The following is a 26,024-nucleotide window of genomic DNA, read 5'->3' as shown; positions in this document are numbered from 1 at the left end:
CCCACATGACACCCTCACTTCCCCGCCGCCCTCGCTGGCGCAGCCTTGCCTTGCTGGCCCTGTGCCTGGCGCCCTTGCTGTGGCCCTTGCAGCACCTGGCCGAGCGTTACTACCGTAGCGAGCTGGTCAGCCAGAACCGTCAGACCCTCGACCTGTTCGTGGCCAACCTGCTGGGCACGCTGCACCGCTACGAGACGTTGCCGCAGATACTGGGTGACCTGCCTGCGCTGCGCAGCACGCTGCAATCACCCACCGACCCGCAGGTAGTGGACCATGCCAACCGCCTGCTCAAGGACATCTGCGACCAGACCGGCGCCGAGGTCATGTACCTGCTCGACCCCAGCGGCAACACCCTGGCCGCGTCCAACTGGCAGGCCAAGGACAGCTTCGTGGGCCGCAACTTCGCTTTCCGGCCCTATTACAGCGATGCCATCGCTGGCCGCGTGGGGCGTTTCTTCGGCATGGGCACGACCTCGGGCAAGCGCGGTTATTTCTTCGCCGCCGCCGTACACGAAGGCGCCAGAGTGGTCGGCGCGCTGGTGGTCAAGGTAGACCTGGACCACACCGAGACCTTGTGGGGCAAAACCCCGGAGCAACTGGTACTTACCGACCAACACGGCGTGGTGATCCTTACGTCGCGGCCTGAATGGCGTTTCCGCGCCACCCGCCCGCTGACCGACGAAGAGCACCAGGCCATCGCTTCGATCCAGCCCTACCCCACCCAGGCGCCGCAGCCGCTGAGCCTGGACGACCAGGCCTGGCTGATGCAGACCCACCCCATTGCCGAAACCGGCTGGAACGCCAGTATCCTCGCGCCCCGGGCGCTGATCGACCGACCTGTGCGCACGGTCGTGGCGATCGGCGGCGCCACCTTGCTGGTGGTCATGCTGCTGCTGGGGCTGATGATGCAACGGCGGCGCAACTACCTGGACCGCATCGCCTTCGAGGCCAAGGCACGCCGCGAGCTGGAAATGCGCGTGATCGAGCGCACCAGCGACCTGGAGGCACTCAACAGCCGCCTGAAACAGGAAGTGCTGGAGCGTGAGCAGGCCCAGCAGGAGCTGGTGCGGGTGCAGGACGAAGTGGTGCAAGCGGGCAAGCTGTCGGTATTGGGCACCATGTCGGCGAGCATCAGCCATGAACTCAATCAGCCACTGGCCGCCATCCGCAGCTACGCCGAGAACGCCGAAGTACTGCTCGACCACCAACGTACCGAGGACGCACGGGGCAACCTCAAGTTGATTGGCGAATTGACCGGGCGCATGGCTTCGATCATCGCCCACCTGCGCGCTTTCGCACGTCGTGACCGCCATGCCCTGGAGAGCGTGGCCCTGCAACCGGCACTGGACGACGCCCTGGCATTGCTGGCCAAACGCCGACGGGCGATGGCGGTGGAGCTATTCCGCGACCTGCCGGACGCGCCGCTGTGGGTGCAGGCTGGGGAAACCCGCCTGCGTCAGGTGTTGAGCAACCTGCTGGCCAATGCCCTGGATGCCCTGACCGAGAAGGCCAACCCCCGCTGCCTGTGGATAAGCGCCGAGCAGACCGCCGATGGCGTTGCCCTGCTGATCCGCGACAATGGCCCCGGCTTTACCCGTGAATCCCTGGCCCGCGCCCGCGAACCTTTCTTCACCACCAAGACCCGCACCCAGGGCCTTGGCCTGGGCTTGGCGATCTGCGATACCCTGATGCGCGCCCTGGGCGGCGAGCTGGTGCTGGCCAACCACCCCCAGGGCGGCGCGCAACTGACCCTGCGCCTGCGCAGCGCGCCCCCGGGCGTCAACCTTCAACCGCCAGAGGACCCTTCCGCATGAGTACGGCTGCTGCCATCGACAGTCAGACCCAGGTTGTGCTGATCGATGACGACCCACACCTGCGCCAGGCCCTCAGCCAGACCCTGGACCTGGCCGGCCTGAAGATTCTGTCGCTGGGCGACGCCAATGGCCTGGCCGGGCGCATCGAGCGTGACTGGCCGGGCGTGGTGGTCAGTGACATCCGCATGCCAGGGCTGGATGGCCTGGCGCTGCTGCAGCAACTGCATGCCCAGGACAGCGAGCTGCCGGTATTGTTGATCACCGGCCACGGCGATGTGCCATTGGCGGTGCAGGCCATGCGGGCTGGCGCCTACGACTTCCTGGAAAAACCCTTCGCCAGCGACGCCCTGTTGGATAGCGTGCGCCGCGCCCTGGCACTGCGCCGCCTGGTCCTGGACAACCGCAGCCTGCGCCTGGCGCTCAGTGACCGACACGAGTTGAGCGCACGGCTGGTGGGGCAGTCGCCATCGATCCTGCGCCTGCGCCAGCAAATCGGGGCGCTGGCCGCGACCAAGGCCGATGTGCTTATCCTGGGTGAAACCGGCGCCGGCAAGGAGGTAGTGGCCCGGGCACTGCATGACTTGTCCAGCCGCCGCAACGGCCCCTTCGTGGCCATCAACGCCGGGGCATTGGCCGAGTCGGTGGTGGAGAGCGAACTGTTCGGCCATGAGCCGGGAGCGTTCACCGGCGCGCAGAAACGCCGAATCGGCAAGTTCGAGTTCGCCAACGGCGGCACGCTGTTTCTCGATGAAATAGAAAGCATGAGCCTGGACGTGCAGGTCAAGCTGCTACGCCTGCTGCAAGAGCGTGTGGTTGAGCGCCTGGGCGGCAACCAGTTGATCCCGCTGGATATCCGCATCATCGCCGCCACCAAGGAAGACCTGCGCCAGGCCGCCGACCAGGGTCGTTTCCGTGCCGACCTCTATTACCGCCTGAACGTGGCCTCGCTGCGCATTCCGCCCCTGCGCGAACGGGGCGAGGACGTGCTGATCCTGTTCGAGCACTTTGCCGACGCCGCCAGCGACCGCCATGGCCTGCTGCCCAACCAGTTGCAGCCTGCCGAGCGTGCCCTGTTGATGCGCCACGGCTGGCCCGGCAACGTGCGCGAATTGCAGAACGCCGCGGAGCGTTTTGCCCTGGGGCTTGATCTGGAGCTTGAAAGCCATGTGGCGGGCGCTGGACCGCAAGCACCCGCAGCCATGACCGGCAGCCTGAGCGAACAGGTGGAAAACTTCGAACGCGCGCTCATCGCCGCGGAAATGGTTCGCCAGCATAATTCCATGCGCAGCCTGGCCGAAGCGCTGGGCATTCCGCGCAAGACCCTGCACGACAAACTGCGCAAGCACGGCCTGACCTTTGCTGCCGGTGACGAGGGAGAAGCCTGAGGCCATGAACCAGGATTGCATTGAACTGCAGGCCATCCTGCACAACGACATTCCCTTGACCCGTGACATGGGCCTGGCAGTGCTCGGCTGGCAGGGCGCCACCTTGCGCCTGCACCTGCCGCTGGCACCCAATGTCAATCACAAGAGCACCATGTTCGGTGGCAGCCTGTACTGCGGCGCTGTGCTGGCGGGCTGGGGCTGGCTGCACCTGCGCTTGCGCGAGGCGGGCATCGAGGATGGCCACATCGTGATCCAGGAAGGGCAGATCAGCTATCCGCTGCCGGTCACGGGGGACGCCGAGGCGGTATGCGGGGCACCGGACGAGAAGATCTGGAAGCGTTTCCTGGCAATGTGGCAGCGGCATGGGCGGGCGCGGCTGGAGCTCAGGACCTACCTGGCGAACCAGGGAAGTACCGAGCAGGCTGTCACGTTCACGGGCCAGTACGTTCTGCACCGGTAGCGGTGCACCCTTGCCGAGCCTCGCCCAGCCCCGCAGCGTCAGACCTTGGCCAGGCGCAACAGGGTCTCGCGCCAAGCCGCCTGGGCAGGCAACGCCAGGAAGAAGGTATTGAGCAACGACTCGCGTGCCGGGTAGGTAAATACCTGCCCTTCAATATCCAGTACTTCACCGCCAGCGCCCTCAAGCACCCCCTGGGCAGCCGCGGTGTCCCATTGCGAAGTGGGCGCCAGGCGGGGGTAGCAATCAGCCGCCCCTTCGGCCAGCAAGCAGAATTTCAGCGAGCTGCCAACGCTGGCCAGCGCCAGTTCCCCCAGGCTATCGGCCAACCCCGCCAACAGACGTTCCTGCTCCGGGCTGGAATGACGACGGCTGGCCACCACGGTAAAGGCTTCACCCGCCGGTGGCGCGGTGCGCACGCGAATGGGTTGTGGCGCTTGCCCGGCATCGGCCCGCCAGGCGCCCAGGCCTGCGCCGCCAAAGTAGCACCGGCCATTGGTAGGCATGGACACTACCCCGAACACCACGCGGCCCTGTTCCACCAGGGCAATGTTGACGGTGAATTCCTCGCTGCCGGAGATGAATTCCTTGGTGCCGTCCAGCGGGTCGACCAACCACCAGCGGGTCCAGCCCTGGCGCTCGGCCAGGGCGATACCGCAGTCTTCCTCCGACAGGATCGGGATAGTCGAATCCAGCGCCTGCAAGCCCGCGACAATGACGTGGTGCGCGGCGAGGTCAGCGGCCGTCACCGGCGAGTCGTCCGCCTTGGCGGTGACCGCCACATTGGCACGCCAGAACGGCAGGATGGCCTCGCCAGCCTTGTGTGCCAGCTCGATCACGCCCGGCAGCAACGGATGGGAAAAGGTCATAGGGGAAATGCTCCACGCTGGATCAACAGGTCACGGGCCAGGTACAAGGCAGCAAGCGCCCGGCCTTCGGAAAATTGCGGGTGGGTGGCCAAGGCCGACAGTTCGCGCAGGTTCACCTTGTCCAGGCCCATCGGCTCGGGCTCGTCACCTTCCAGGCGCTCTTCGTAGAGGTCGGTGGCCAGCACCACCTGGATCTTCTGGCTCATGTAGCCCGGCGACAGCGACAGCTCGGTCAAGTGTTCCAGCTGATGGGCGCCGAAACCGGCTTCTTCCTTCAGCTCGCGGTTGGCAGCGGCCAGAATGTCTTCGCCCGGCTCGATCAAGCCCTTGGGCAGCGACAACTCATAGGTGTCGGTGCCGCCGCAGTATTCTTCGATCAACACCGCATGCTCGGCATCGAGCATGGCCACGATCATGACCGCGCCGTAACCGTTGCCACGCCCCACCAGCCGCTCGTAGGTGCGTTCAACGCCGTTGGAAAAGCGCAGTTGCACCTCCTCGACCCGGAACAGACGGCTACTGGCTACAATTTCGCGGGCAAGTACGGTGGGTTTCTGGCGCATGGGGCGGCTCCTTGGCGTGAACGGGTTACTATACCGTGGCTTGGCGGCGCAAATGCCACTCTTGTCCATTTACAGCCTGAGAATCTTTGGTATGCAAGCCATAACCTGGCGCGATATAGACACGGTCCTGCTGGACATGGACGGCACGTTGCTGGACCTGCACTACGACAACCATTTCTGGCTGGAGCACTTGCCCCAGCGCTATGCCGACACCCATGGGGTAAGCCGGGCGATGGCGGAAATGGAGATGCGGCCGCTGTTCGAGAAAAACGCCGGCACGCTGAATTGGTATTGCCTGGACTTCTGGAGCACCGAGTTGCGCCTGCCGGTGCGCGAGCTGAAGCTGGAAACCGCGCATTTGATCGCCATGCGCCCCCATGCCGATGCCTTTCTGGCCGCCGTGCGCCAGGCCGGCAAACGGGTGATCCTGATCACCAATGCCCACCGCGACTCGCTGTCGGTAAAACTGGAACGCGTGGCGCTGGCCCCCTATTTCGAGCGCCTGATCAGTTCCCACGATTATGGTTTTCCCAAAGAGAGCCAGAACTTCTGGAGCGCACTGCGGGACGATATCGTCTTCGACCCGGCGCGCAGCCTGTTCATCGACGACACCCTGCCCATTCTGCGCAGTGCCCGCGCCTTCGGCATCGCCCATCTGCTGGCAGTTCGTGAGCCCGACAGCCGCAAGGGCCCCAAGGACACCGAGGAGTTCAGCGCGGTGGACAGCTACCTGGAGCTGCTGCAGGGGCTGTAACCGATCGAAGCGGTCTATGGCGGCATCGGCACGGGCAACTGGACGACGTGCCAGCAGGGGGCATAGGCTTGACGTAGATATCCACCTTGGGACTGCCCCATGAATACGCCCGCCCTGGATCTTGCCGCACCTGCGGCCAGCCAGACCTACAGCTACCACAACCTGGACAAGGGCGATGAAGCCAGCACCGCGCTGGCCGAAGAAGTGGCGCTGGCCATTGCCTATAACGGCATCAGCCAGGCCGTGATGCTGGTCAGCCCGACTGACCTTGAAGACTTTATCGTCGGCTTCAGTATCGGCAGCGGCATCATTGGCTCGGCGGATGAGATCTACGACCTCAAGCTCAGCGGCTGCGGCTCGGCCATGCAAGCTGAAGTGGAAATTTCCAGCCGTGCATTCTGGAACCTCAAGGACCAGCGGCGCCAACTGGCCGGCACCAGTGGCTGCGGGCTGTGCGGCGTGGAAGCAGTGGAACAGGCCTTGCCAGAGCTTGCCGTGCTGCCAGGTGCGCCATTGCCTCCCCTCCCGTGGCTGGACGGCCTGCGCCAACGCATCAGCCAGTTTCAGCCCCTGGGCCAGCATTGTGGCGCGGTGCATGCGGCTGTGTTCATGAACGGCCGAGGCGAATTGCTGATGGGCCGCGAAGACATCGGGCGCCATAACGCACTGGACAAGCTCATCGGCGGGCTGATTCGGCAACAGGTAGATACCCGCGAAGGGGTGGCCATTGTGACCAGCCGGTGCAGCCTGGAGTTGATCCAGAAAGTGTTGCGCGCCGGCATCCAGACCCTGGTCAGCCTGTCATCCCCTACCGGGCTTGCTTTGCAATGGGCACGGCGGCACAACTTGAACCTGATTCACCTTCCGCAAAAAAGCGGCCCACGGGTGTACAGCGCGTCGAAGGTACCAGGGGGCTGATTTCTTCAGCTTCTTCATGTACGAAAAAGCCAATGAAAAAGGCCTTTCCATCGCTGAAAAGGCCTTCCCGAAGTACATCTGACCGAGCAAAACTCACAAAGTTTCATCTTGAAAACAATGAGTTATTGAATTGTGTACAAGTCGTGTTATTCGTCGGTTTTTCGTTGTCAGCCGCGTTACAGAGCCTCAGGATCGCGCCGTCATTCCACTGAGACTTTGTCTATGAAGTACACCTCGATTCTCTTGTTGTCCCTGAGCCTGGTCAGCGGCTTCGCGTCGGCTGGCGGCACTGCAGAAGCAGGTATCGGCGGCGCATTGGGTGGGGTACTCGGCGCAGCGGTCGGCCAGCAACTGGGCGGTAGCACCGGTGCGGCCATTGGCGCCGGCCTGGGTGGTGCTGGTGGCGCCGCGGTAGGCGCCAACAAGCACAGCCGTGGCGAAGCCGCCATTGGCGGTGGCCTGGGTGCAGCGGGCGGCAACGTGCTGGGCCGTAGCGTGGGCGGTAGCACGGGCGGCCTGATCGGCGCGGCGGCCGGTGGTGGCGCTGGTGGCGCGCTGGGTAACTACATGGGCAATGAAAGCAACCGTGAGGCTCACAGCCGCGGACATTACGACGACCGCCGTCATTACCGCGGGCATGACCGTCGCCACTGGGACCGCCACGACCGTCGCGATTGGCACCGCCGTTAAGCCCCTGCGGGGCCCTGCAGCCTCTCCCCCTGTAAATCAGAGGAGCCGCTGCAGGGCCTCGCGCAGGTTGGCAGGGATGGCCACCGGCTGGTTGCTGGCGCGGTCGACGAACACATGCACGAAGCGCCCCGCCGCACAGGCATCGGCCTCCCCTGCCTTGAACACCGCCAGCTCATACTGCACCGAACTGTTGCCCAGCTTGCCAACCCGCAGGCCTATTTCGATGCGCTCGGGAAAGGCGATGGAAGCGAAGTAGTCGCAGGATGAACTGACTACGAAACCCACTACGTCGCCGTCATGAATATCCAGGCCGCCCGCCTCGATCAGGTAGGTGTTCACCGCCGTATCGAAGAAGCTGTAGTAGGTGACGTTGTTGACGTGGCCATACACGTCGTTGTCATGCCAGCGCGTGATGATCGGCTGAAAGTGCCGGTAGTCTTCGCGCTGGGGCATTGCTTCGCTCATCCGTGGGTCACCTGTGCAAAAGTACCGCCCTCGCGGGCCAGGCGACTGATCAGGTCAGCCGGCTGCCAATGCTCGCCGAAGCGGCTCTTGAATTCCAGCAGGCGGCGCTCGATTTCGGCCAGGCCCTGCTTGTCCGCCCAGGCCATGGGGCCGCCTCCTTCCTTGGGAAAGCCATAGCCGTTGAGGTACACCAGGTCGATGTCATGGGCCGATTGCGCGATGCCCTCCTGCAGGATCTTCGCGCCTTCGTTGACCAGCGCCAGCACACAGCGGTCTACTATTTCCTCGGCACCAATGGCGCGGCGGTCGTAGCCCATGCCACGGCTGACCCCGACCACCAGCGCGTCGACCTCGTCGTCGTGCTCGGCCTGGCGGCTGTCCTGCTCGTAGTGGTAATACCCGTCACCGCTTTTCTGGCCGAAGCGGCCCATCTCGCAGAGGCGGTTGTCGACCTGCACCTCAGGTGCATCCATGCCTTTGCCTGACATCTGCCGTGTGCGCCACTCCAGGTCGATGCCCACCACGTCGTACATGCGGAACGGGCCCATGGCAAAGCCGAAGCCTTGCAGCGCCGTGTCCACTTCGAAAGGCAGCGAGCCTTCGAGCAGCATCATGCGGGCCTCCTTGGCGTAGGGGTGCAGCATGCGGTTGCCGATGAAGCCGTGGCAGTTCCCCGACACCACACTGACTTTGCCCATGCGCTCGCCCAGCGCCAAGGCAGCCTGCAGTACCTCGGGCGATGTCTTGGCGCCGCGTACCACTTCCAGCAGTTTCATGATGTGCGCGGGGCTGAAGAAATGCAGGCCCAGTACCTGCTCGGGGCGGGCGGTGACAGCGGCGATGGCGTCAATGTCCAGGGCCGAGGTGTTGCTGGCCAGGATCGCCCCTGGCATCAGCCAGCGGTCAAGGTCGCGGAATATCTGCTGCTTGAGTTCGAGGTTTTCGTACACCGCCTCGATCACCAGGTCCACGTCGTGGATAGCCGCGTAGTCGGCCACCTTGCTGATGCGGGCCAGGCGCCGATCGGCCTCGGCCCGGTCAATGCGGCCCTGCTCGACGTTGTGAGTCCAGGTGTGCCCCACGGTTTCCAGCGCCTGGTTGAGCATCTGCGGGTTGGTGTCCATCCATTTGACCTGAAGGCCCGCCGCGGCCAGGCACATCACGATGCCTCGCCCCATGGTGCCTGCGCCGATCACGGCGGCGCGCTGAATGTCGTAGGTGCTTTGGCTCATGGCAGATCCTCTGATGAAGGTAGCTGGGCAATCCACAAACCATAGAACAGCGGGGGCGGCTTTTGAACTTTATTCGTGTGATGGGCGTTATTCAGCGAGTGAATCGCCAACGGGCAACGCTTTGCCGCGCGCATAAAAAAACCGCCCCGAAAGGCGGTTCTTTGAAGACCCAGGCTATTACAGCTGAGGGCCGGCGTTGCGGATGGCGTCGCTGACGTCGAACTTCTTGAAGTTCTCGATGAACAGCTTGGCCAGGCCTTTGGCGGCCTCGTCGTAGGCCGCTTGGTCAGCCCAGGTATTGCGTGGGTTGAGCAGCACGGTGTCGACGCCCGGAACGGCCTTTGGCACGTCCAGGTTGATGGTGCCCAGGTGCTCGGTTTCAGTGCCAATCAGAGCGCCGCTCTGGATGGCCGCGATCACGCCACGGGTGGTCGGGATATTGAAGCGCTTGCCCACGCCGTAGCCACCACCGGTCCAGCCGGTGTTGACCAGGTACACCTTGGAGTTGAAGCCGCGGATACGCTTGATCAGCAGTTCGGCGTACTCACCCGCCGGGCGCGGGAAGAACGGCGCGCCGAAGCAGGTGGAGAAGGTCGACTTGATGCCGGCGCCCGAACCCATTTCAGTGGAGCCAACCAGTGCGGTGTAGCCCGACAGGAAGTGGTACGCGGCCTGCTCTTCGCTGAGGATGGACACTGGCGGCAGCACGCCGGTCAGGTCGCAGGTCAGGAAGATGACGGCATTGGGCTCGCCGCCCAGGTTCTTCGGTGCACGCTTCTCGATCAGCTCGCGCGGGTAAGCGGCGCGGCTGTTCTGGGTCAGGCTGTCATCGGCGTAGTCGGCTTTCTTGGTGACCGGGTCCAGGACCACGTTCTCCAGAACGGCGCCGTGCTGGATGGCTTTCCAGATGACAGGCTCGTTCTTCTCCGACAGGTCGATGCACTTGGCGTAGCAGCCGCCTTCGATGTTGAAGACAACGCCTTCGCCCCAGCCGTGCTCGTCGTCGCCGATCAGGTAACGGCTTTCGTCAGCCGACAGGGTGGTCTTGCCGGTGCCCGACAAGCCGAAGAACAGGGTGACGTCGCCGTCTTCGCCCATGTTGGCCGCACAGTGCATTGGCAGTACGTCGGCAGCCGGCAGCAGGAAGTTCTGCACCGAGAACATGGCTTTCTTCATTTCGCCGGCGTAACGCATGCCAGCGATCAGTACTTTCTTGGCGGCAAAGTTGATGATCACAGTGCCGTCGGAATTGGTGCCGTCACGCTCGGGTTCGCAGACGAACCACGGGGCGTTCATGACCTGCCATTCCTGCTTGGCGCCCGGGTTGTAGGTTTCCGGGTTGATGAACAGGCAACGGCCGAACAGGTTGTGCCAGGCAGTCTCGGTGGTCATCTTGACGGCCAGGTAGTGCGCTTCGTCAGAGCCGACGTGAACGTGGGAGACAAACCGCTCGCGCTCGCCCAGGTAGGCGGCAACGCGGTCCCACAGGGCGTCGAACTTGTCGGCGGGGAACTTGCGGTTGATCGGGCCCCAGGCAATGGCGTCCTGGGTCGAGGCTTCTTCAACGATAAAGCGGTCAACCGGCGAACGACCGGTACGGTGACCTGTTTTCACGACCAGCGCGCCGGTATCGGCAAGCTCGCCTTCACCGCGCTTCAGGGCTTCTTGTACCAGCTCATCGATGCTCAGATCGGTGTACACGGTGTTATTAGCTTGCGTCATGAGGTTCCCCGTCGGCCAAGGGCCGAGTACTCCAAACGTTTTGTAGTAGAGACAAAAAAACTACTACAGCTCTAAAAGTGGGCCGGATTATGCCAGAAACGCCCAGAAATAGTAGAGCCCTCCTGTCGAAACGGCGGCAACCCGGCGGCACTTACGCGATCTGGTTCTACTTAAACGTTTCAGTGACGGGTATCTGACGGAACCTCGAGTCCCCCACCGGCGAACAACTGGGCAACCTCAGTGCTATCAAAGAGATAGCGCTGGCTGCAGAACTGGCAGTCGATTTCGATCACGCCGCCTCGCTCGGCCACCAACGCCTGGGCATCGGCTTCGCCGAGGCTGACCAGCGCGCGCGAAGAGCGCTCGCGCGAGCAGCTGCAGTGGAAACGCAGCGGTTGCACGTCGAACAGGCGCACGGCCTGGTCATGGTAAAGGCGGTGCAGCACGGTCTCGTTGTCCAGCCCCAACAGCTCTTCGGCGGTAAGAGTGCCGGCCAGCACGGTCGCGTCCTGCCAGCTGGCTTCGCGTTCTTCGGCGTCTTTCAGTTTGTCGGCCGGCAGCTGCTGCAGCAGCATGCCGCGCGCCCGGGAACCGTTGGCATTGAGCCAGAAGCGCGTGCCCAACTGCTCGGAGACCTTGAAGTAGTTGGTGAAGCACTCCGACAGATCGGCGCCGTCCAGTTCGACGATGCCCTGGTAGCGCTGACCCTTGTTCGGGTCTACGGTCATTGCCAGGACACCGTTGGGCATCAGGTCGGTCAACGTGGCGCCCGCGGTGATGGCGTCGGCCTCATAACGCGCCAGGCCACGAATGTCGCGCTCGCTGGAGCATTCGATCATCAGCAGTGGCACCGGGCCGTCGGAGCGCGCTTGCAGAATCAGCAGGCCGTCGAACTTCAGGGTGCCTACCAGCAGTGCGGCGGCCGCCATGAACTCACCCAGCAACTGGGCCACCGGTTCCGGGTAGGGATGCTTGGCCAGCACTTCGGCATAGCTGCGCTCAAGCGAGACCATCTCACCACGAATGTCACATTCGTCGAAGATGAAACGTTGGGTGTAATCGGTATCCGGTGTGTCGTGCATAGGGGTCTGGGTATCTGATAATAGTGACAAGATGTTTACAAGGGCCTATAAAAGCCCGTTTTAGAGCACCAGCCTGGTGCGGATCGCTCTGTCTGACATAGAGGTATCTTATGAACAAACCCGCACTGTTCCAAGCAAGGTGGAACGTACGAGGGCTGCTGCTGTGTAATCTAGTACCGCTGGCGCTGATTGGGCTGTGGTTGCTGCCGTCCGGTCATGCGCTGTTCACGTCTTTCGACGAATGGCTGTTCCACCTGCTCAACCAGCCATTGGCGGATCACACCGTGTGGCGTTCGATCTGGGCAGTGGCCAGCATGCGGCCCTTCGACATCATCGTCGGGCTGATCCTGCTGTCGCTGCTGATTCGCGGTGACTGGGTGATCGAGGCTATCCATGCACGCCAGGCGACCATCGCCTTCGTGTCGATGCTGATACTGCTGCTGATCATCCGCGCGGTGTTCGACAAGGTCTGCGACGTCATGGGTTGGCAACATCACAGCCCGTCGCTGGTACTGCCCGATGCCATCAAGCTGGGCGACCTGTACCCCAACATCAACCCGCACCTGGAACTCAAGGATGGCTCGAACCAGAGTTTCCCTGGCGACCACGCCTCGGTATTGCTGATCTGGGGCATGTTCATGAGCATTTTCGCTCGCCGCTTCGGTCAGTATTTCGTGATCTGGGGGCTGGTGCTGCTGTTTTCAATGCCACGGCTGGTCGCTGGCGCCCATTGGGGACAGGATGACTACATCGGCGGCGTGGCCATGGCCTTGATGGCGCTGGGCTGGGGCTATTACACCCCGTTCGCCGCGTGCGTCTCCACCTGGCTGCTGCGCGTGACCCAGCCGCTGTTCAAAGTGTTGCAGCGAATTCCGCTGGTCCGCTGCCTGAGCGTGGTCAGCGCTTAAGATTCGCTGTGGAACTGATGGAGCTGCCGACGCTGTTTCTTGGTCGGCCGCCCATCGGTGGTCACACCCAGCGATCCCGCCTTGCGCAGTTGCGCGGCCTCTTCGCGCTTGGCCACGCTCTGTGGCGTTTCTTCATATAGCTGCTGTGCTTCGGGCGCCCCGCGACGCACCACCGAGAGTGCCCTGACCACCACCGTGCGCTCGTCGAAGCCGGTACGCAGCTGGAATTCGTCGCCTACCCTGGGCTCCTTGCCTGGCTTGCAGCGCTCGCCCCGGCAATGCACCTTGCCGCTTTCTATGGCCGCCTTGGCCAACGCACGGGTTTTGTAGAAGCGCGCCGCCCACAACCATTTGTCCAGACGAACCTTGTCGTCCTCTTCCTGTTTTTGTGCCACTGCCATACCTCAACTCAGGAATTTAATGGAACTGTACTACCGTGCCTGTCGGATGCAAGGTCGGACGCCTGCCGGTTACAGTTCAGGGCCGCACAGGAGGATAGGCGGATGAACGAAATCTTCAGGTTGTTACTCAATATCTATCGCCATTTGCACCGGTTTCTGCGTGAATACCGCGCTTTGCGCGCCAGGCCGTTCCGCCCTCCGTTACCGGCGGCTATGCTGGGGTTGAAATTGCCCTTGCCCGGCACGCCGTGGCGTGTGGGCCATGGCCGGAAACCTTTTATTGTCGGTTGCCCTTTTGAAGACATTTGATCATTTGACCGTTATTGGCCTGCGCGAGTGGGTGGCGCTCCCCGACCTGGGGGTCGCCGGCCTGCGCGCCAAGATCGATACCGGCGCCAGCACCTCTAGCCTGCACGCCACGGAGATAGAACCGTTCGAGCGCAATGGCGAAAAATGGGTGCGTTTCAACGCTCACCTGGGCTCGGTGGTGCAACTGCGCCACCGGCGCTGCGAAGCGCCCATGGTGGCGATGAAAACCATCAAGAGTTCCAACGGCCACGCCCAGACCCGCTACGTCATCCGCACCACCCTGGCGCTGGGTGACCGGGTGTGGGAGGTGGAATTCACCCTGGCCTGCCGCAAGGCGATGCGTTATCGCTTGCTGCTGGGCTCCAAAGCCCTGGTACATGGCCAACTGGTGGTCAACCCGGGCATTACCTACGTTCAAGACAAGCCGGTGTTCCCGGCCTCTACTACCTCTACCACAGGTGTTGCATGAAGATCGCTGTGCTGTCGCGGAACCCGCGTCTGTATTCCACCCGCCGCCTGGTTGAAGCCGGGGTCGCTCGCGGGCATGAAATGGTAGTGATCGATACCTTGCGCGCCTACATGAACATCGCCAGCCACAAGCCGCAGATCCATTACCGCGGCAAGCCGCTGGAAGGCTTCGACGCCGTGATCCCACGCATTGGCGCCTCGGTGACCTTCTATGGCTGCGCGGTGTTGCGCCAGTTCGAGATGATGGGCGTCTACCCGCTCAACGAGTCGGTGGCCATCGCCCGCTCCCGCGACAAACTGCGCTCGCTGCAGCTGCTGTCGCGCCGGGGTATCGGCTTGCCGGTAACCGGTTTCGCCCACTCCCCCGATGACATTCCCGACCTGATCCAGATGGTCAACGGCGCACCGCTGGTGATCAAGGTACTGGAGGGTACCCAGGGCATCGGTGTGGTGCTGTGCGAAACCACCAAGGCGGCCGAGTCGGTGATCGAGGCCTTCATGGGCTTGAAGCAGAACATCATGGTGCAGGAATACATCAAGGAAGCCGGGGGTGCCGATATTCGTTGCTTCGTGGTGGGCGACAAGGTCATCGCCTCGATGAAGCGCCAGGCCAAGCCAGGCGAATTCCGTTCCAACCTGCACCGCGGCGGCAGCGCCAGCCTGATCAAGATCACCCCAGAAGAGCGCATGACCGCCATTCGCGCCGCCAAGGTGATGGGGCTGAGCGTGGCAGGGGTGGATATCCTGCGGTCCAATCATGGGCCGCTGGTGATGGAGGTGAACTCTTCGCCTGGGCTGGAGGGAATCGAAGTGACCACCGGCAAGGATGTCGCCGGGATGATCATCGAGCACCTGGAGAAGAACGGCGGGCCGAATCAGACGCGCACCAAGGGCAAGGGCTGAGCCTGTACCGCGCCGTTCGCCCGGCCCTGCGCCAGGACCGGGCGAAGCTTGAATCAGCCGTCGCGTACTGTCAGATGGCGTCGCGGGGCAGCATCAGTCCCAGCGGCAGGCGCACCCGAGCTTCCAGGCCGCCACCCGAGCGGTTGCGCAACTCGACGTTGCCGCCGTGCATGGCGGCAATGCGCTTGACGATAGCCAGCCCCAGCCCCGTGCCCTTGCCGCTGCGGGCGCGGTCGCCGCGAATGAACGGGTCGAAAATGCTCGCCAGTTCGTCTTCCGGAATGCCCGTGCCGCGGTCCAGCACGCTGAGCACCACATAGGGCGCGCTGTTGTCGCCCGACACGTATGCCGCCACTTCCACACCATCGCCCGCATGGTGCAAGGCATTGCCAATCAGGTTGGTCAGCAGACGCTTCATCGATACCCGGCGCAACGGGAACGGCGGTATCGGCTCAAGGCACAGGCGCACCTGCTCCCGGGGCTGGTTGAACGGTGCCACGGTTTCCTGAACCAACTGAGCCAGGTCGACTTCCTCGATGGCTTCGTCGCGGCCATCACGAATGAAGGCCAGGAACTGGTCGAGAATAGCGTCCATGTCTTCGATGTCGCGCTGCATGTCGGCAGCCAGATCGCTGCTGGGGTCCATGAATTCGGTGGATAGGCGCAGGCGCGTCAGCGGCGTGCGCAGGTCGTGGGAAACCCCGGCCAGCATCAATTCACGCTCGCGCCCTGCCTGTTCGACGTCCTCGGCCATCTGGTTGAAGGCCTTGTACACCTCGGTCATCTCGCTGGGCGTGTCACTGATTGGCAGGCGCACACTGCGCCCCTGCCCCAGTTGCCGCGCCGCGAACACCAGGCGCTTGAGCGGCTGGTTGAGCTGGCGCACAAAGATCCACGCCGATGCGGTGGACAACAATCCGATGGCCAGGAACCAGCCCAGCACGCTCCAGATTTTCTGCCCACGCAGCGGATGCGGGTACAACGGTACCTTCAACCAGCCCGCGCCCAGGCTAGGCGCCCGCACCCACAGGGCCGGGGGCGCGTGCACGCGCAGGCGCACTTCGGTGTCTTCGCCCAACTCGGCTTGCATCTGCCGCTGGTAGATCTCGCTGTAGGGCCAATGTTGCTCGCCTTCGGGCACGCCCCCACCTACTACACGAATCAGGCCTGCGGCATCGGCGATGCGTTCCCGGTCATTTTCGTCAGCCGCCCAATAGGCCCGCAGCGTCAATGCAACGCCGTGGCTGTACTGCCGGTCCACCAGCACGTCCTCGTTCATCAATAGATAAACCAGGGTCAGCGCCTTGGAAAACAGCACGACAATCAGCACCAGCCAAAGGGTGCGGGCAAAAAAGCTTTGGGGGAACCAAACCGGGGTTTTCATAAACAACAGCCATCAACATTGCAGGAACGAGCGCCGCTCGCGCAGGTTGCCGATAACGAGCCTTCCGGGACAGTGCGCCGGAACGGCTCGCTCCTGCAAATGCCCCATCACTTGCTGTTGCCGTCCGGCACGAACACGTAACCCACGCCCCACACGGTCTGGATATAGCGCGGCTTGGACGGGTCGGGCTCGATCATACGACGCAGGCGGGATATCTGCACATCGATGGAGCGCTCCAGGGCGTCCCACTCGCGGCCACGGGCCAGGTTCATCAGCTTGTCGCGGGTCAGCGGCTCGCGGGCGTGCATGACCAGCGCCTTGAGCACGGCGAACTCACCGGTGGTCAGCATGTGCACTTCATCGCCACGCTTGAGCTCGCGGGTGGCCAGCGACAGGGAATAGTCGCCGAAGGTAACCACTTCGTCCTCGCTGGCCGGGGCGCCCGGCACCGGGGCCACACGGCGGAACAGCACGGCCTTGATGCGCGCTACCAGCTCGTGGGGGTTGAATGGCTTGCCCAGGTAGTCGTCGGCGTGTTCCAGCCCGCGGATGCGGTCCTGGTCGTCACCCTTGGCGGTGAGCATGATCACCGGGATCGGGTTGGCTTTCTCGCGGCGCAGGCGCGCGGCGGCGGTGAGGCCGTCTTCGCCGGGCAGCATCAGGTCCAGCACGATCAGGTTATAGGCTTCGCGCGCCAGCAGGCGGTCCATTTCCTTGGTGTCGCCCACGGCGCGAACGTTGAAGTCGGTGTTTTCGGTGAGAAAGCGCACCAGCCGATCCCGGATGACCTGATCGTCGTCAACAATCAGAATCTTTGGTGCTTGTGCAGTACTGCTCATGGCTTACTCCTGTGATCTCGGCGTGCATTATGGCGCAGCTGCCGAAACAGTGTGCTGTGTGCATTGTTAGCAGATTTTACCTGGGTTGCCATGACAGACGGCGCCGACAGGTGAATTTGCCATCATGCCCCAACCCGGAATCGCTGGTTATAATGCGCCCCTTTCAGGCCGGGCGCGCCCGGCGGCTCTGCATTCACAATTGGTCAGGTGGTCTTATGGACAGCATCAACAGCCGCATCGCCGCAGAACTCGGCGTACGCCCACAGCAGGTCGAAGCGGCCGTGGCTCTTTTGGATGAAGGCTCCACGGTACCCTTCATCGCCCGTTATCGGAAGGAAGTGACCGGGAGCCTGGATGACACCCAATTGCGCAACCTGGAAGAACGCCTGCGTTACCTGCGCGAACTCGACGACCGCCGCGCCAGCATTCTGGCCAGCATCGAGGAACAGGGCAAACTGACCCCCGAACTGGCCCGCGACATCAAGCTCGCCGACACCAAGACCCGCCTCGAAGACCTCTACCTGCCTTATAAACAGAAGCGCCGCACCAAGGGCCAGATCGCCCTGGAAGCCGGCCTCGGCGAACTGGCCGATGGCCTGCTGGCCGACCCGATGCTGACGCCCGAGGCCGAAGCCGCCCGTTTCGTCAGCGCCGACAAGGGCGTAGCGGACTCCAAGGCCGCCCTGGAAGGCGCCAAGTACATTCTCATGGAGCGCTTCGCCGAAGACGCCAAGCTGCTGGACAAGCTGCGCAACTTCCTCAAGCAGGAAGCCACCATCAGTGCCCGCGTCGTGGCTGGGAAGGAAGAGGAAGGCGCCAAGTTCCGCGACTACTTCGAACACGACGAGCCACTCAAGAGCATGCCCTCGCACCGCGCCCTGGCGATTTTCCGCGGCCGCAACGAAGGCGTGCTCAGCTCTACGCTGAAGGTCGGCGATGAAGCGCCGGGTACCCTGCACCCGTGCGAAATGATGATCGGCGAGCATTTCGACCTGAAAAACCAGAACCGCCCTGCCGACAAGTGGTTGGGCGAAGTGGTGCGCTGGACCTGGAAAGTGAAGCTGTACACGCACCTGGAAACCGACCTGTTCGGCGAACTGCGCGACGCCGCCGAGGCCGAAGCCATCAATGTCTTCGCCCACAACCTGCACGACCTGCTGCTGGCCGCCCCCGCCGGCCCGCGTGCCACCCTGGGCCTGGACCCGGGCCTGCGCACTGGCTGCAAGGTCGCCGTGGTCGACGCCACCGGCAAGCTGCTGGACACCGCCACCGTCTACCCTCATGTCCCGCACAACAAGTGGGACCAGACCATCGCCGTGCTGGCCGCCCTGTGCGCCAAGCACTCGGTGGACCTGATCGCCATCGGGAACGGCACCGCCAGCCGTGAAACCGACAAGCTGGCGGCCGACCTGATCAAGAAATACCCAGGCCTGAAGATGACCAAGGTCATGGTCTCCGAGGCCGGTGCTTCGGTGTATTCGGCCTCGGAACTGGCGGCCAAGGAGTTCCCCGACCTGGACGTGTCCATCCGTGGTGCCGTGTCCATCGCCCGCCGCCTGCAAGATCCGCTGGCCGAGCTGGTGAAGATCGACCCCAAGTCCATCGGTGTCGGCCAGTACCAGCATGACGTTTCGCAACTCAAGCTGGCCCGCGGCCTGGACGCCGTGGTCGAGGACTGCGTGAACGCCGTGGGCGTGGACGTGAACACCGCATCGGTAGCGCTGTTGGCGCGTATTTCGGGCCTCAACAGCACCCTGGCGCAGAATATCGTTGCCCACCGCGACGCGAACGGCGCCTTCAAGACCCGCGCGGCGCTGAAGAAAGTCAGCCGCCTGGGCGAGAAAACCTTCGAGCAGGCCGCAGGCTTCCTGCGCGTGATGAACGGCGACAACCCGCTGGACGCCTCGGCGGTTCACCCCGAAGCTTACCCGCTGGTACAGCGCATCGCCGCCGAGACCGACCGCGATATCCGCTCGCTGATCGGCGATAGCGCCTTCCTCAAGCGCCTGGACCCGAAGAAATTCACCGACGAAACCTTCGGCCTGCCGACCGTCACCGACATTCTTCAGGAGCTGGACAAGCCAGGCCGCGACCCGCGTCCGGAGTTCAAGACGGCCGCCTTCCAGGACGGTGTCGAAGACCTCAAGGACCTGGAGCCGGGCATGATCCTGGAAGGCGTGGTGACCAACGTCACCAATTTCGGCGCCTTCGTCGATATCGGCGTGCACCAGGACGGCCTGGTGCACATCTCGGCATTGTCGGAGAAGTTCATCAAGGACCCGCGCGAAGCCGTCAAGGCCGGTGACGTGGTCAAGGTCAAGGTGATGGAAGTCGACATCCCCCGCAAACGCGTGGGCTTGTCCATGCGCATGAGCGACACCCCGGGGGAGAAAGTCGATGGTGCCCGCGGCAGCCGCCCAGGCGCGAGCCCGCGCCAGCAAGGTGCGCCAGCACGCCAGAAAGAAACCGCCGCGGCGCCAGTGAACAACGCCATGGCGTCGCTGTTCGCCAACGCCAAGCAGTTGAAGAAACGCTGATGGACATCCCTGAAGCGCTGGTACACAGCGCCTTCAGCCAGATGCTGGGCTGCCGCCTGCTGAGCCTGGAAAAGGGCAAGGCCGAGGTGGCCCTGGCGCTGGAACCGCACCTGCGCAATCGCGGGCAGGTGATGCACGGTGGCGCGCTGTTCAGCCTGGTGGACATCACCATGGGCCTGGCCTGCTCCAGCCACCACGGGTTCGACCAGCAGAGCGTGACCCTGGAGTGCAAGATCAACTACATGCGCCCCGTCGCCCAGGGTGAGGTGGTGTGTGTGGCCACCATTGTCCACGGCGGCAAGCGCACGTTGGTGGTCGACGCCGAAGTGCTCCAGGGCGACAAACTGATGGCAAAAGCGCAGGGCACCTTCGTGGTTCTCTAGCGATTTGTATCCCTAATGAGTTAATTTCGGCACTGCGTACGCGGTGCCGGAATCGACTACCTGGAAAAAGCGGAACGTCAGACGAAAATTCTGACACTAAGCAACATAACCAGGCGACAACGCCGGTTCCTTTCGTCACCCTTGTAGACCGTCAACTCTACCCCCATATTGGGGCGACTGACGCGTGAAGGAATCCAACTTGAGCGAACTTCTCAACCGCCGCCTGCGCCTTTTGGGCGAGCGAGCCAACCTGACCCTGCTCGAGCATTGCCTGCACGGCATCGAGCGCGAATGCCTGCGTGTCACTGCCCAGGGCCGCCTGGCACAGACCCCGCACCCCGAAGCGCTGGGCGCCGCGCTGACCCATGAACAGATCACCACTGACTATTCCGAGTCGCTGCTGGAGTTCATCACCCCGGCCCTCGAAGATCCAACGCAGACCCTGCAGAGCCTGGAGAAGATCCACCGCTTCGCCTATACCAAGCTTGGCAACGAGTTCCTCTGGAGCCCGTCGATGCCCTGCCCGCTGCCGGCTGAAGAAGACATCCCGATCGCCTACTACGGCACCTCCAACATCGGCCAGCTCAAGTACGTGTACCGCCAGGGCCTGGCCCTGCGCTACGGCCGCACCATGCAGTGCATCGCCGGCATTCACTACAACTTCTCGCTGCCCGAACAGCTATGGCCGCTGCTGCGTGAAGCCGAAGGCGCCGTACAGACCGACCGCGACTACCAGTCCTCGGCCTATATCGGCCTGATCCGCAACTTCCGCCGCTACAGCTGGCTGCTGATGTACCTGTTCGGCGCCTCGCCGGCCCTGGACGCAGGTTTCCTGCGCGGGCGCAGCCATCAGCTCGAACAGCTGGACGCCGATACCCTGTACCTGCCGTATGCCACCAGCCTGCGCATGAGCGACCTGGGTTACCAGAGCAATGCCCAGGCTGGCCTGACCCCGTGCTACAACGACCTGCCCAGCTACACCGACAGCCTGCGCAAGGCCGTGGCCACGCCGTATGCGCCGTATGTGCAGATCGGCACCCACAAGGATGGCGAGTGGGTGCAGTTGAACACCAACATCCTGCAGATCGAAAACGAGTACTACTCCAATATCCGCCCCAAGCGCGTGACCTACACCGGCGAGCGCCCCATCCAGGCGCTGATGGCCCGTGGGGTGCAGTACGTGGAAGTACGCTGCCTGGACATCAACCCGTTCCTGCCCACCGGCATCGACCTGCCGGAAGCCCGGTTCATGGACGCCTTCCTGCTGTACTGCGCCCTGCACGACAGCCCGTTGCTGGAAACCGCCGAGTGCGGCGGCGCTACCAACAACTTCCTGAGCGTGGTCAAGGAAGGCCGCAAACCCGGCCTGCAACTGCAGCGTGACGGTCAGCCGGTGGAACTCAAGCAATGGGCCAGCGAACTGCTGGACCAGATCGCCCCACTGGCCAGCCTGCTCGACCAAAGCCACGGCAGCGACGAACACGCCAAGGCCCTGGCCGCCCAGCGTGCCAAAGTCAGCGACCCGTCACTGACGCCCTCGGCGCAAGTGCTGGCAAGCATGGCCGAGCACAAGGAAAGCTTCGCCCAGTTCTCCCTGCGTCAGAGCCAGGCCCACGCGGAATTCTTCCGCAGCCAGGCGCTGAGCACAGAAGAACAGGCGAAATTCGAGGAAATGGCGCGCAGGTCCATTGCCGAGCAGGCCGAGCTGGAACAGACCGAAGTCGGTGATTTCGACACCTTCGTCGGCTCCTACCAGGCCAGCATTCTGGCGATCAGCAACTAAGCAGCCACTGCAAGCTGCAGCTTTTAGCCTGCAGCTTGCAACCTGTCCTCAGAGGGCTTTTTCGAAGATTTTCGAGTTGCGCTGGTAGTTGTACAGCGACGCTCGCGCCGCTGGCAGGCGTTCCACACCGCTGGGCTCGAAGCCGCGCTCGCGGAACCAGTGGGCGGTACGGGTCGTCAGCACGAACAGGGTCTTGAGGCCCATCTCCCGCGCCCGGTCTTCGATGCGCTCCAGCAATTCGTCACCACGGCCGCCATGACGGTATTCCGGGTTCACGGCCAGGCACGCCAGCTCACCGGCCTCGGAGTCGGCGATGGGGTACAACGCTGCGCAGGCGATGATCATGCCCTCGCGCTCCACCACACTGAATTGCTCGATCTCGCGTTCCAGCACCTCGCGCGAACGGCGCACCAGAATGCCCTGCTCTTCCAACGGGCTGATCAGGTCCAGCAGGCCACCGACGTCTTCGATGGCCGCTTCACGCACCTGCTCGAATTGTTCCTGGGCAACCAGGGTGCCGCCCCCATCGCGGGTGAACAGCTCGGTCAGCAACGCGCCATTCTCGGTGTAACTGACGATATGGCTGCGGCCCACGCCGCCCTTGCAGGCCTGGGCCGCCGCATCCAGCAACTCGGCCTGGTAGTTCTCCATGCCAAGGCGCTCCAGGTGCGCAGGCACTTGCTGTGGGCGCAATTCACGCACCAGCTTGCCGTTGGCATCGATCAAGCCGCGATCCTCGCCGAACAGCAGCAGCTTGTCTGCCTGCAGGTCAATGGCGGCGCGGGTAGCGACGTCTTCGCAGGCAATGTTGAACACTTCGCCGGTAGGCGAATAGCCAAGCGGCGACAGCAGCACGATGGAGCGCTCGTCCAGCAGGCGGTTGATCCCTTTGCGGTCGACGCGGCGCACTTCGCCGGTGTGGTGGTAGTCGATGCCCTCGACGACACCGATGGGGCGGCCGGTGACCAGGTTGCCGCTGGCCACGCGCAGGCGCGCGCCCTGCATGGGCGAGGACGCCATGTCCATGGACAGGCGCGCTTCAATGGCAATGCGCAGCGCGCCGACCGCGTCGACCACGCATTCCAGGGTGGCGGCGTCGGTAATACGCAGGCCACGGTGGTAGTGGGGCGTCAGGCCACGAGCCGCTAGGCGGCTTTCGATCTGGGGGCGGGAACCATGTACCAGCACCAGGCGCACACCCAGGCTGTGCAGCAACACCAGGTCATGAACGATGTTGCCGAAATTGGGATGTTCCAGGCCATCGCCGGGCAGCATGACCACGAAGGTGCAGTCCCGGTGGGCGTTGATATAGGGGGACGCGTGGCGAAGCCAATTGACGTATTCGGGCATAACTCAAAAGCCTGTGGAAAAGTGGACGAACAACATGGGAACGCACAGCTGGCTGCTGGTTATCGTCGTAACAGGCTTAGCGACACGCGCGGCTCTCCTCTGGTCATGTACGAATGGCCGAAGCCAGCCTTTAAAGGCTGACCGGCTTCAGGCAGTAATGTTCGATCAGTTCACGCAATAGACGCACAGTAGGGTCCAGACGTGACATTTCCAGGAATTCTCCTGGCTGGTGCGCACAGGCGATGTCGCCGGGCCCCAATATCAGGGTCTCGCAACCCAGGCGCTGAAGATAAGGTGCTTCGGTGCCGAATGCCACCGCTTCCGCCCGATGGCCGGTGAGACGTTCGGCTACCTGGACCAGCTCGCAGTCCGCGGCCTGCTCGAAAGGCGGCACTTCGCTGAACAGCGGCGCGTAGTCGATCTTCACCTGGTGCAACTCGGCCAAGGGTTGCAGCTTCTGGCGAATGGCGTCACGCAGCACCTTGGGGTCCATGCCCGGCAACGGCCGCAGGTCGAACTCCAGGGAGCACTGGCCACAAATGCGGTTGGGGTTGTCACCGCCATGGATGCAGCCAAAGTTCAGGGTGGGCTGTGGCACGCTGAATTGCGGGTTGTTGTATTCCACCTGCCACTGCTTGCGCAGGCCCATCAGCTCACTGATGGCGCCATGCATGGCTTCCATGGCGCTATGGCCAAGGCTTGGGTCGGAGGAATGGCCGCTGCGCCCCAGTATGTCGATGCGCTCCATCATCACGCCCTTGTGCAGGCGTACGGGCTTGAGGCCGGTGGGTTCACCGATCACGGCTGCGCGGCCCAGCGGCCAGCCAGCGGCAGCCAGGGCCTTGGCCCCGGCCATGGAGCTTTCCTCGTCACAGGTGGCGAGAACCAGCAGCGGTTGCTTGAAGTCATGCGCAAGCAATGGCCGCACGGCCTCGATGATCAAGGCGAAAAAGCCTTTCATGTCACAACTGCCCAGGCCTACCCAGCGCCCGTCTACTTCGGTGAGCTTGAGCGGGTCGGTCTGCCAGAGCTTTTCGTCATACGGCACGGTGTCGCTGTGGCCTGACAGTACCAGGCCGCCAGGGCCGGTACCGCGGCTGGCCAGCAGGTTGAACTTGCCGGGCGACACTTCATGAATGTCGCAGGAGAAGCCCAGGTCGCCCAGCCAACTGGCCAGCAGATCGATCACCGGCTTGTTGGTCTGGTCCAGGCTGGCCTGGGTGCAGCTCACCGAAGGCGCGGCGATCAAGGCGGCGAATTGCTCTTTGAATGAGGGCAGCGGCATGCTCGTTCTCCCGTTGGCGAGCCCCATCATAGAGCCATTGAGTACCGAGAATAAACCGCCGGGATAGGACTGCTGTACACTGCACGGCCTTAGCAGTCATCTGCGCTCCTATCAGAACAGCGCCTGGATTCTCCCGCCATGCAAAAAGAAACCGAAATCAAACTGCGCGTCAGCCCCGAAACCCTGGCTGAATTGCGCGAACACCCGTTGCTGAAAAAGCGCAACAAGAGTGGCTGGGAACGCCGTGAGCTGTTCAATCAGTATTTCGACACGCCCACGGGCGAACTGGCTGCGGCCAAGGTCGCGCTGCGCCTGCGCAAGGATGGCGACGAAGTCATCCAGACCCTCAAGACCCGCGGCCAGAGCATTGCCGGCCTGTCCGAGCGCAACGAGTACAACTGGGACCTGACCAAGGCCAAGCTGGACCTCAAGAAGCTGGACGGCGAATGCTGGCCTGACGAACTGGCCGAGCTGGACAAGAAAACCATCAAGCCGGTGTTCACCACCGACTTCGTCCGCGAACGCGCGGAAATCGCCTGGGGCCGCGGCAAGGCCAAGGTGGTGATCGAGGCCGCGCTGGACCTGGGCAAGGTCATCGTCGGCAAGCAATCCGAGGAAATCTGCGAGCTGGAGCTGGAGCTGCGCGAAGGCGAGCCCGCCGCGCTGCTGGAACTGGCCGCCGAACTGGCCGTCAAGCTGCCGTTGATGCCGTGCGACATCAGCAAGGCCGAACGTGGCTACCGCCTGGCCGAGCCGGGCAGCTACGCCCTGAGCTTGCCGACGCCGGAACTGAACGCTGAAATGCCCTTGGACGATGCCTTCGCCGCCCTGGCATGGCACCTGCTGGGCACCAGCCAGCGCCTGGCCGAGCAGTACCGTTTCAACGGCCATTGGCGCCTGCTGCAAGACTGGGTGGCGCAACTGATCGAGCTGCGCGCCCTGGCCGGCAGCCTGGGCCAGGCAGCGCCACGCAGCACTACCCATGAACTGCGCGTGAGCCTCGATGCCCTGCTGGAAGACTGGCGCCCGCTGGTGCAGGCCGGCAACGAAGATGAAGACGTCCGCCAGGCTGCCCCTGAGCAGTTCGCCGAAGAACTGCAGGACACCCGCTGGGGCCTGTTCTCGCTGAACACCTCCCGCTGGCTGATGGAGCGCGCCTGGACCGCTGAGCGCAACAACCGTGGCAACCGCCAGGGCGCCGCGCAGCTGGTCAACTGGTTGAGCCACTTCCTGGGCGAAGAAGCTGCAGCGTTGCAACTGGGCCGTTACCAGCAGCAACCCGAAGACCTGGCCGAACAGCTGCCGCGCATCGAACGTATCCAGAGCTGGCTGCACCACGCCCGTCAGGTCCTGGACCTGCCGGAAGTGGACCGTCTGTTCGGTGAGCTGAACAAGCTGCATGAACTGGCTGATACCGACATCAGCGACGAAGTGCTGGAAGCACGCGTGCAGCAGGCGCTGACCGTATCCCAGAGCCGTGCCTGGAAGCAGATCCTGCGCAAGTAGCAGCGGTCAGCCTGCGA

25 protein-coding genes are annotated in these 26,024 nt (G+C 63.3%); 14 read left to right on the top strand and 11 right to left on the bottom strand.

The genetic code is table 11. From position 1 onward, the window contains the following. The first annotated feature begins 5 nt into the window (after positions 1-5). The 3 genes from HWQ56_RS01710 to HWQ56_RS01700 are packed head-to-tail and all read left to right on the top strand — an operon-like array spanning position 6 to position 3,659. A complete protein-coding gene (locus tag HWQ56_RS01710; protein ID WP_158156194.1) occupies positions 6-1,814 on the top strand; it encodes a sensor histidine kinase in 1,809 nt (602 codons plus the stop codon). After that, the gene (locus HWQ56_RS01705) at positions 1,811-3,199 is read left to right on the top strand and encodes a sigma-54-dependent transcriptional regulator (RefSeq protein WP_158156192.1); all 1,389 of its coding nucleotides are present in this window, start codon (positions 1,811-1,813) and stop codon (positions 3,197-3,199) included. The genes HWQ56_RS01710 and HWQ56_RS01705 overlap by 4 nt, the downstream gene beginning before the upstream one ends. A 4-nt stretch (positions 3,200-3,203) precedes the next feature. Beyond that, positions 3,204-3,659, top strand: coding sequence for a YiiD C-terminal domain-containing protein (locus HWQ56_RS01700; protein WP_158156190.1), 456 nt, complete (start codon positions 3,204-3,206; stop codon positions 3,657-3,659). Positions 3,660-3,697: 38 nt separating this feature from the next. Here HWQ56_RS01700 and cysQ read toward each other — a convergent pair whose 3' ends face one another. Both cysQ and nudE read right to left on the bottom strand, forming a co-directional pair. Next, entirely contained in the window at positions 3,698-4,525 is an 828-nt protein-coding gene (gene cysQ / locus HWQ56_RS01695) for a 3'(2'),5'-bisphosphate nucleotidase CysQ (protein WP_158156188.1), read from the bottom strand. After that, complete coding sequence (nudE, locus tag HWQ56_RS01690) at positions 4,522-5,088, bottom strand: ADP compounds hydrolase NudE (RefSeq protein ID WP_158156186.1); 567 nt, start codon at positions 5,086-5,088, stop codon at positions 4,522-4,524. The genes cysQ and nudE overlap by 4 nt, the downstream gene beginning before the upstream one ends. A 91-nt stretch (positions 5,089-5,179) precedes the next feature. Between nudE and yrfG the strand changes: the two genes are divergently transcribed. From yrfG to HWQ56_RS01675, 3 genes are all read left to right on the top strand, one after another. Next, a complete protein-coding gene (gene yrfG / locus HWQ56_RS01685) occupies positions 5,180-5,842 on the top strand; it encodes a GMP/IMP nucleotidase (protein ID WP_176569639.1) in 663 nt (220 codons plus the stop codon). A gap of 99 nt (positions 5,843-5,941) precedes the next feature. Then, entirely contained in the window at positions 5,942-6,760 is an 819-nt protein-coding gene (gene fdhD / locus HWQ56_RS01680; protein WP_176569638.1) for a formate dehydrogenase accessory sulfurtransferase FdhD, read from the top strand. A 222-nt stretch (positions 6,761-6,982) separates the two neighbouring features. Next, positions 6,983-7,450 carry a glycine zipper domain-containing protein gene (locus HWQ56_RS01675; protein ID WP_158156180.1) on the top strand — a complete coding sequence of 156 codons (468 nt, stop codon included), beginning with the start codon at positions 6,983-6,985 and terminating at the stop codon, positions 7,448-7,450. Positions 7,451-7,486: 36 nt separating this feature from the next. On the opposite strand, the gene HWQ56_RS01670 is transcribed toward HWQ56_RS01675, so the two are convergent. The 4 genes from HWQ56_RS01670 to hslO all read right to left on the bottom strand — a co-directional run bounded on the left by HWQ56_RS01670 (position 7,487) and on the right by hslO (position 11,951). Further along, positions 7,487-7,915: an acyl-CoA thioesterase gene (locus HWQ56_RS01670; RefSeq protein ID WP_176569637.1), complete on the bottom strand. Its 429-nt coding sequence runs from the start codon at positions 7,913-7,915 to the stop codon at positions 7,487-7,489. Continuing rightward, positions 7,912-9,147: a 3-hydroxyacyl-CoA dehydrogenase gene (locus tag HWQ56_RS01665; protein ID WP_176569636.1), complete on the bottom strand. Its 1,236-nt coding sequence runs from the start codon at positions 9,145-9,147 to the stop codon at positions 7,912-7,914. The genes HWQ56_RS01670 and HWQ56_RS01665 overlap by 4 nt, the downstream gene beginning before the upstream one ends. A gap of 177 nt (positions 9,148-9,324) precedes the next feature. Beyond that, positions 9,325-10,869 carry a phosphoenolpyruvate carboxykinase gene (locus HWQ56_RS01660; protein ID WP_158156173.1) on the bottom strand — a complete coding sequence of 515 codons (1,545 nt, stop codon included), beginning with the start codon at positions 10,867-10,869 and terminating at the stop codon, positions 9,325-9,327. A 179-nt stretch (positions 10,870-11,048) separates the two neighbouring features. Then, a complete protein-coding gene (gene hslO / locus HWQ56_RS01655) occupies positions 11,049-11,951 on the bottom strand; it encodes an Hsp33 family molecular chaperone HslO (RefSeq protein ID WP_158156171.1) in 903 nt (300 codons plus the stop codon). 110 nt (positions 11,952-12,061) lie between these two features. Between hslO and HWQ56_RS01650 the strand changes: the two genes are divergently transcribed. Next, the gene (locus HWQ56_RS01650; RefSeq protein ID WP_158156169.1) at positions 12,062-12,859 is read left to right on the top strand and encodes a phosphatase PAP2 family protein; all 798 of its coding nucleotides are present in this window, start codon (positions 12,062-12,064) and stop codon (positions 12,857-12,859) included. Here HWQ56_RS01650 and HWQ56_RS01645 read toward each other — a convergent pair. After that, a complete protein-coding gene (locus HWQ56_RS01645) occupies positions 12,856-13,260 on the bottom strand; it encodes an RNA-binding S4 domain-containing protein (RefSeq protein ID WP_176569635.1) in 405 nt (134 codons plus the stop codon). The two genes, HWQ56_RS01650 and HWQ56_RS01645, sit on opposite strands and share 4 nt — an antisense overlap. A 102-nt stretch (positions 13,261-13,362) precedes the next feature. Between HWQ56_RS01645 and HWQ56_RS01640 the strand changes: the two genes are divergently transcribed. The 3 genes from HWQ56_RS01640 to rimK are packed head-to-tail and all read left to right on the top strand — an operon-like array spanning position 13,363 to position 14,940. Next, a complete protein-coding gene (locus HWQ56_RS01640; protein ID WP_158156167.1) occupies positions 13,363-13,569 on the top strand; it encodes a hypothetical protein in 207 nt (68 codons plus the stop codon). Then, the gene (gene rimB, locus HWQ56_RS01635) at positions 13,556-14,038 is read left to right on the top strand and encodes a retropepsin-like aspartic endopeptidase RimB (RefSeq protein WP_158156165.1); all 483 of its coding nucleotides are present in this window, start codon (positions 13,556-13,558) and stop codon (positions 14,036-14,038) included. The genes HWQ56_RS01640 and rimB overlap by 14 nt, the downstream gene beginning before the upstream one ends. Further along, the gene (gene rimK, locus HWQ56_RS01630; protein WP_158156163.1) at positions 14,035-14,940 is read left to right on the top strand and encodes a 30S ribosomal protein S6--L-glutamate ligase; all 906 of its coding nucleotides are present in this window, start codon (positions 14,035-14,037) and stop codon (positions 14,938-14,940) included. Before rimB ends, rimK begins: the two co-directional genes overlap by 4 nt. Before the next feature lie 70 nt (positions 14,941-15,010). Here rimK and HWQ56_RS01625 read toward each other — a convergent pair whose 3' ends face one another. Both HWQ56_RS01625 and ompR read right to left on the bottom strand, forming a co-directional pair. Continuing rightward, positions 15,011-16,324, bottom strand: a complete 1,314-nt coding sequence (locus HWQ56_RS01625) for an ATP-binding protein (protein WP_158156161.1) — start codon at positions 16,322-16,324, stop codon at positions 15,011-15,013. 107 nt (positions 16,325-16,431) lie between these two features. Continuing rightward, positions 16,432-17,163, bottom strand: coding sequence for an osmolarity response regulator transcription factor OmpR (gene ompR, locus HWQ56_RS01620; RefSeq protein ID WP_158156159.1), 732 nt, complete (start codon positions 17,161-17,163; stop codon positions 16,432-16,434). A gap of 215 nt (positions 17,164-17,378) precedes the next feature. On the opposite strand from ompR, the gene HWQ56_RS01615 reads away from it, so the two are divergent. From HWQ56_RS01615 to gshA, 3 genes are all read left to right on the top strand, one after another. Beyond that, positions 17,379-19,700 carry a Tex family protein gene (locus tag HWQ56_RS01615; protein WP_176569634.1) on the top strand — a complete coding sequence of 774 codons (2,322 nt, stop codon included), beginning with the start codon at positions 17,379-17,381 and terminating at the stop codon, positions 19,698-19,700. Beyond that, the gene (locus HWQ56_RS01610; RefSeq protein WP_158156155.1) at positions 19,700-20,083 is read left to right on the top strand and encodes a PaaI family thioesterase; all 384 of its coding nucleotides are present in this window, start codon (positions 19,700-19,702) and stop codon (positions 20,081-20,083) included. The genes HWQ56_RS01615 and HWQ56_RS01610 overlap by 1 nt, the downstream gene beginning before the upstream one ends. A 199-nt stretch (positions 20,084-20,282) precedes the next feature. Continuing rightward, on the top strand, positions 20,283-21,866 hold the full coding sequence (gene gshA / locus HWQ56_RS01605) for a glutamate--cysteine ligase (protein ID WP_158156154.1): 1,584 nt from the start codon (positions 20,283-20,285) through the stop codon (positions 21,864-21,866). Between the two features lie 48 nt (positions 21,867-21,914). Here the strand turns inward: gshA and argA are convergent, their stop codons facing one another. Together argA and argE are read right to left on the bottom strand one after the other, a co-directional pair. Further along, a complete protein-coding gene (gene argA, locus HWQ56_RS01600; protein WP_158156152.1) occupies positions 21,915-23,216 on the bottom strand; it encodes an amino-acid N-acetyltransferase in 1,302 nt (433 codons plus the stop codon). Between the two features lie 130 nt (positions 23,217-23,346). After that, positions 23,347-24,501, bottom strand: a complete 1,155-nt coding sequence (gene argE, locus HWQ56_RS01595) for an acetylornithine deacetylase (protein ID WP_158156150.1) — start codon at positions 24,499-24,501, stop codon at positions 23,347-23,349. 138 nt (positions 24,502-24,639) lie between these two features. Between argE and HWQ56_RS01590 the strand changes: the two genes are divergently transcribed. Further along, a complete protein-coding gene (locus HWQ56_RS01590) occupies positions 24,640-26,007 on the top strand; it encodes a CYTH domain-containing protein (protein ID WP_158156148.1) in 1,368 nt (455 codons plus the stop codon). The last annotated feature ends 17 nt before the right edge of the window (positions 26,008-26,024 follow it).

Source organism: Pseudomonas eucalypticola (genome assembly GCF_013374995.1).
Lineage (GTDB): Bacteria > Pseudomonadota > Gammaproteobacteria > Pseudomonadales > Pseudomonadaceae > Aquipseudomonas > Aquipseudomonas eucalypticola.
The sequence above is the reverse complement of the archived record's forward strand: the minus strand, read 5'-3'. Positions and strand labels throughout refer to the sequence as shown.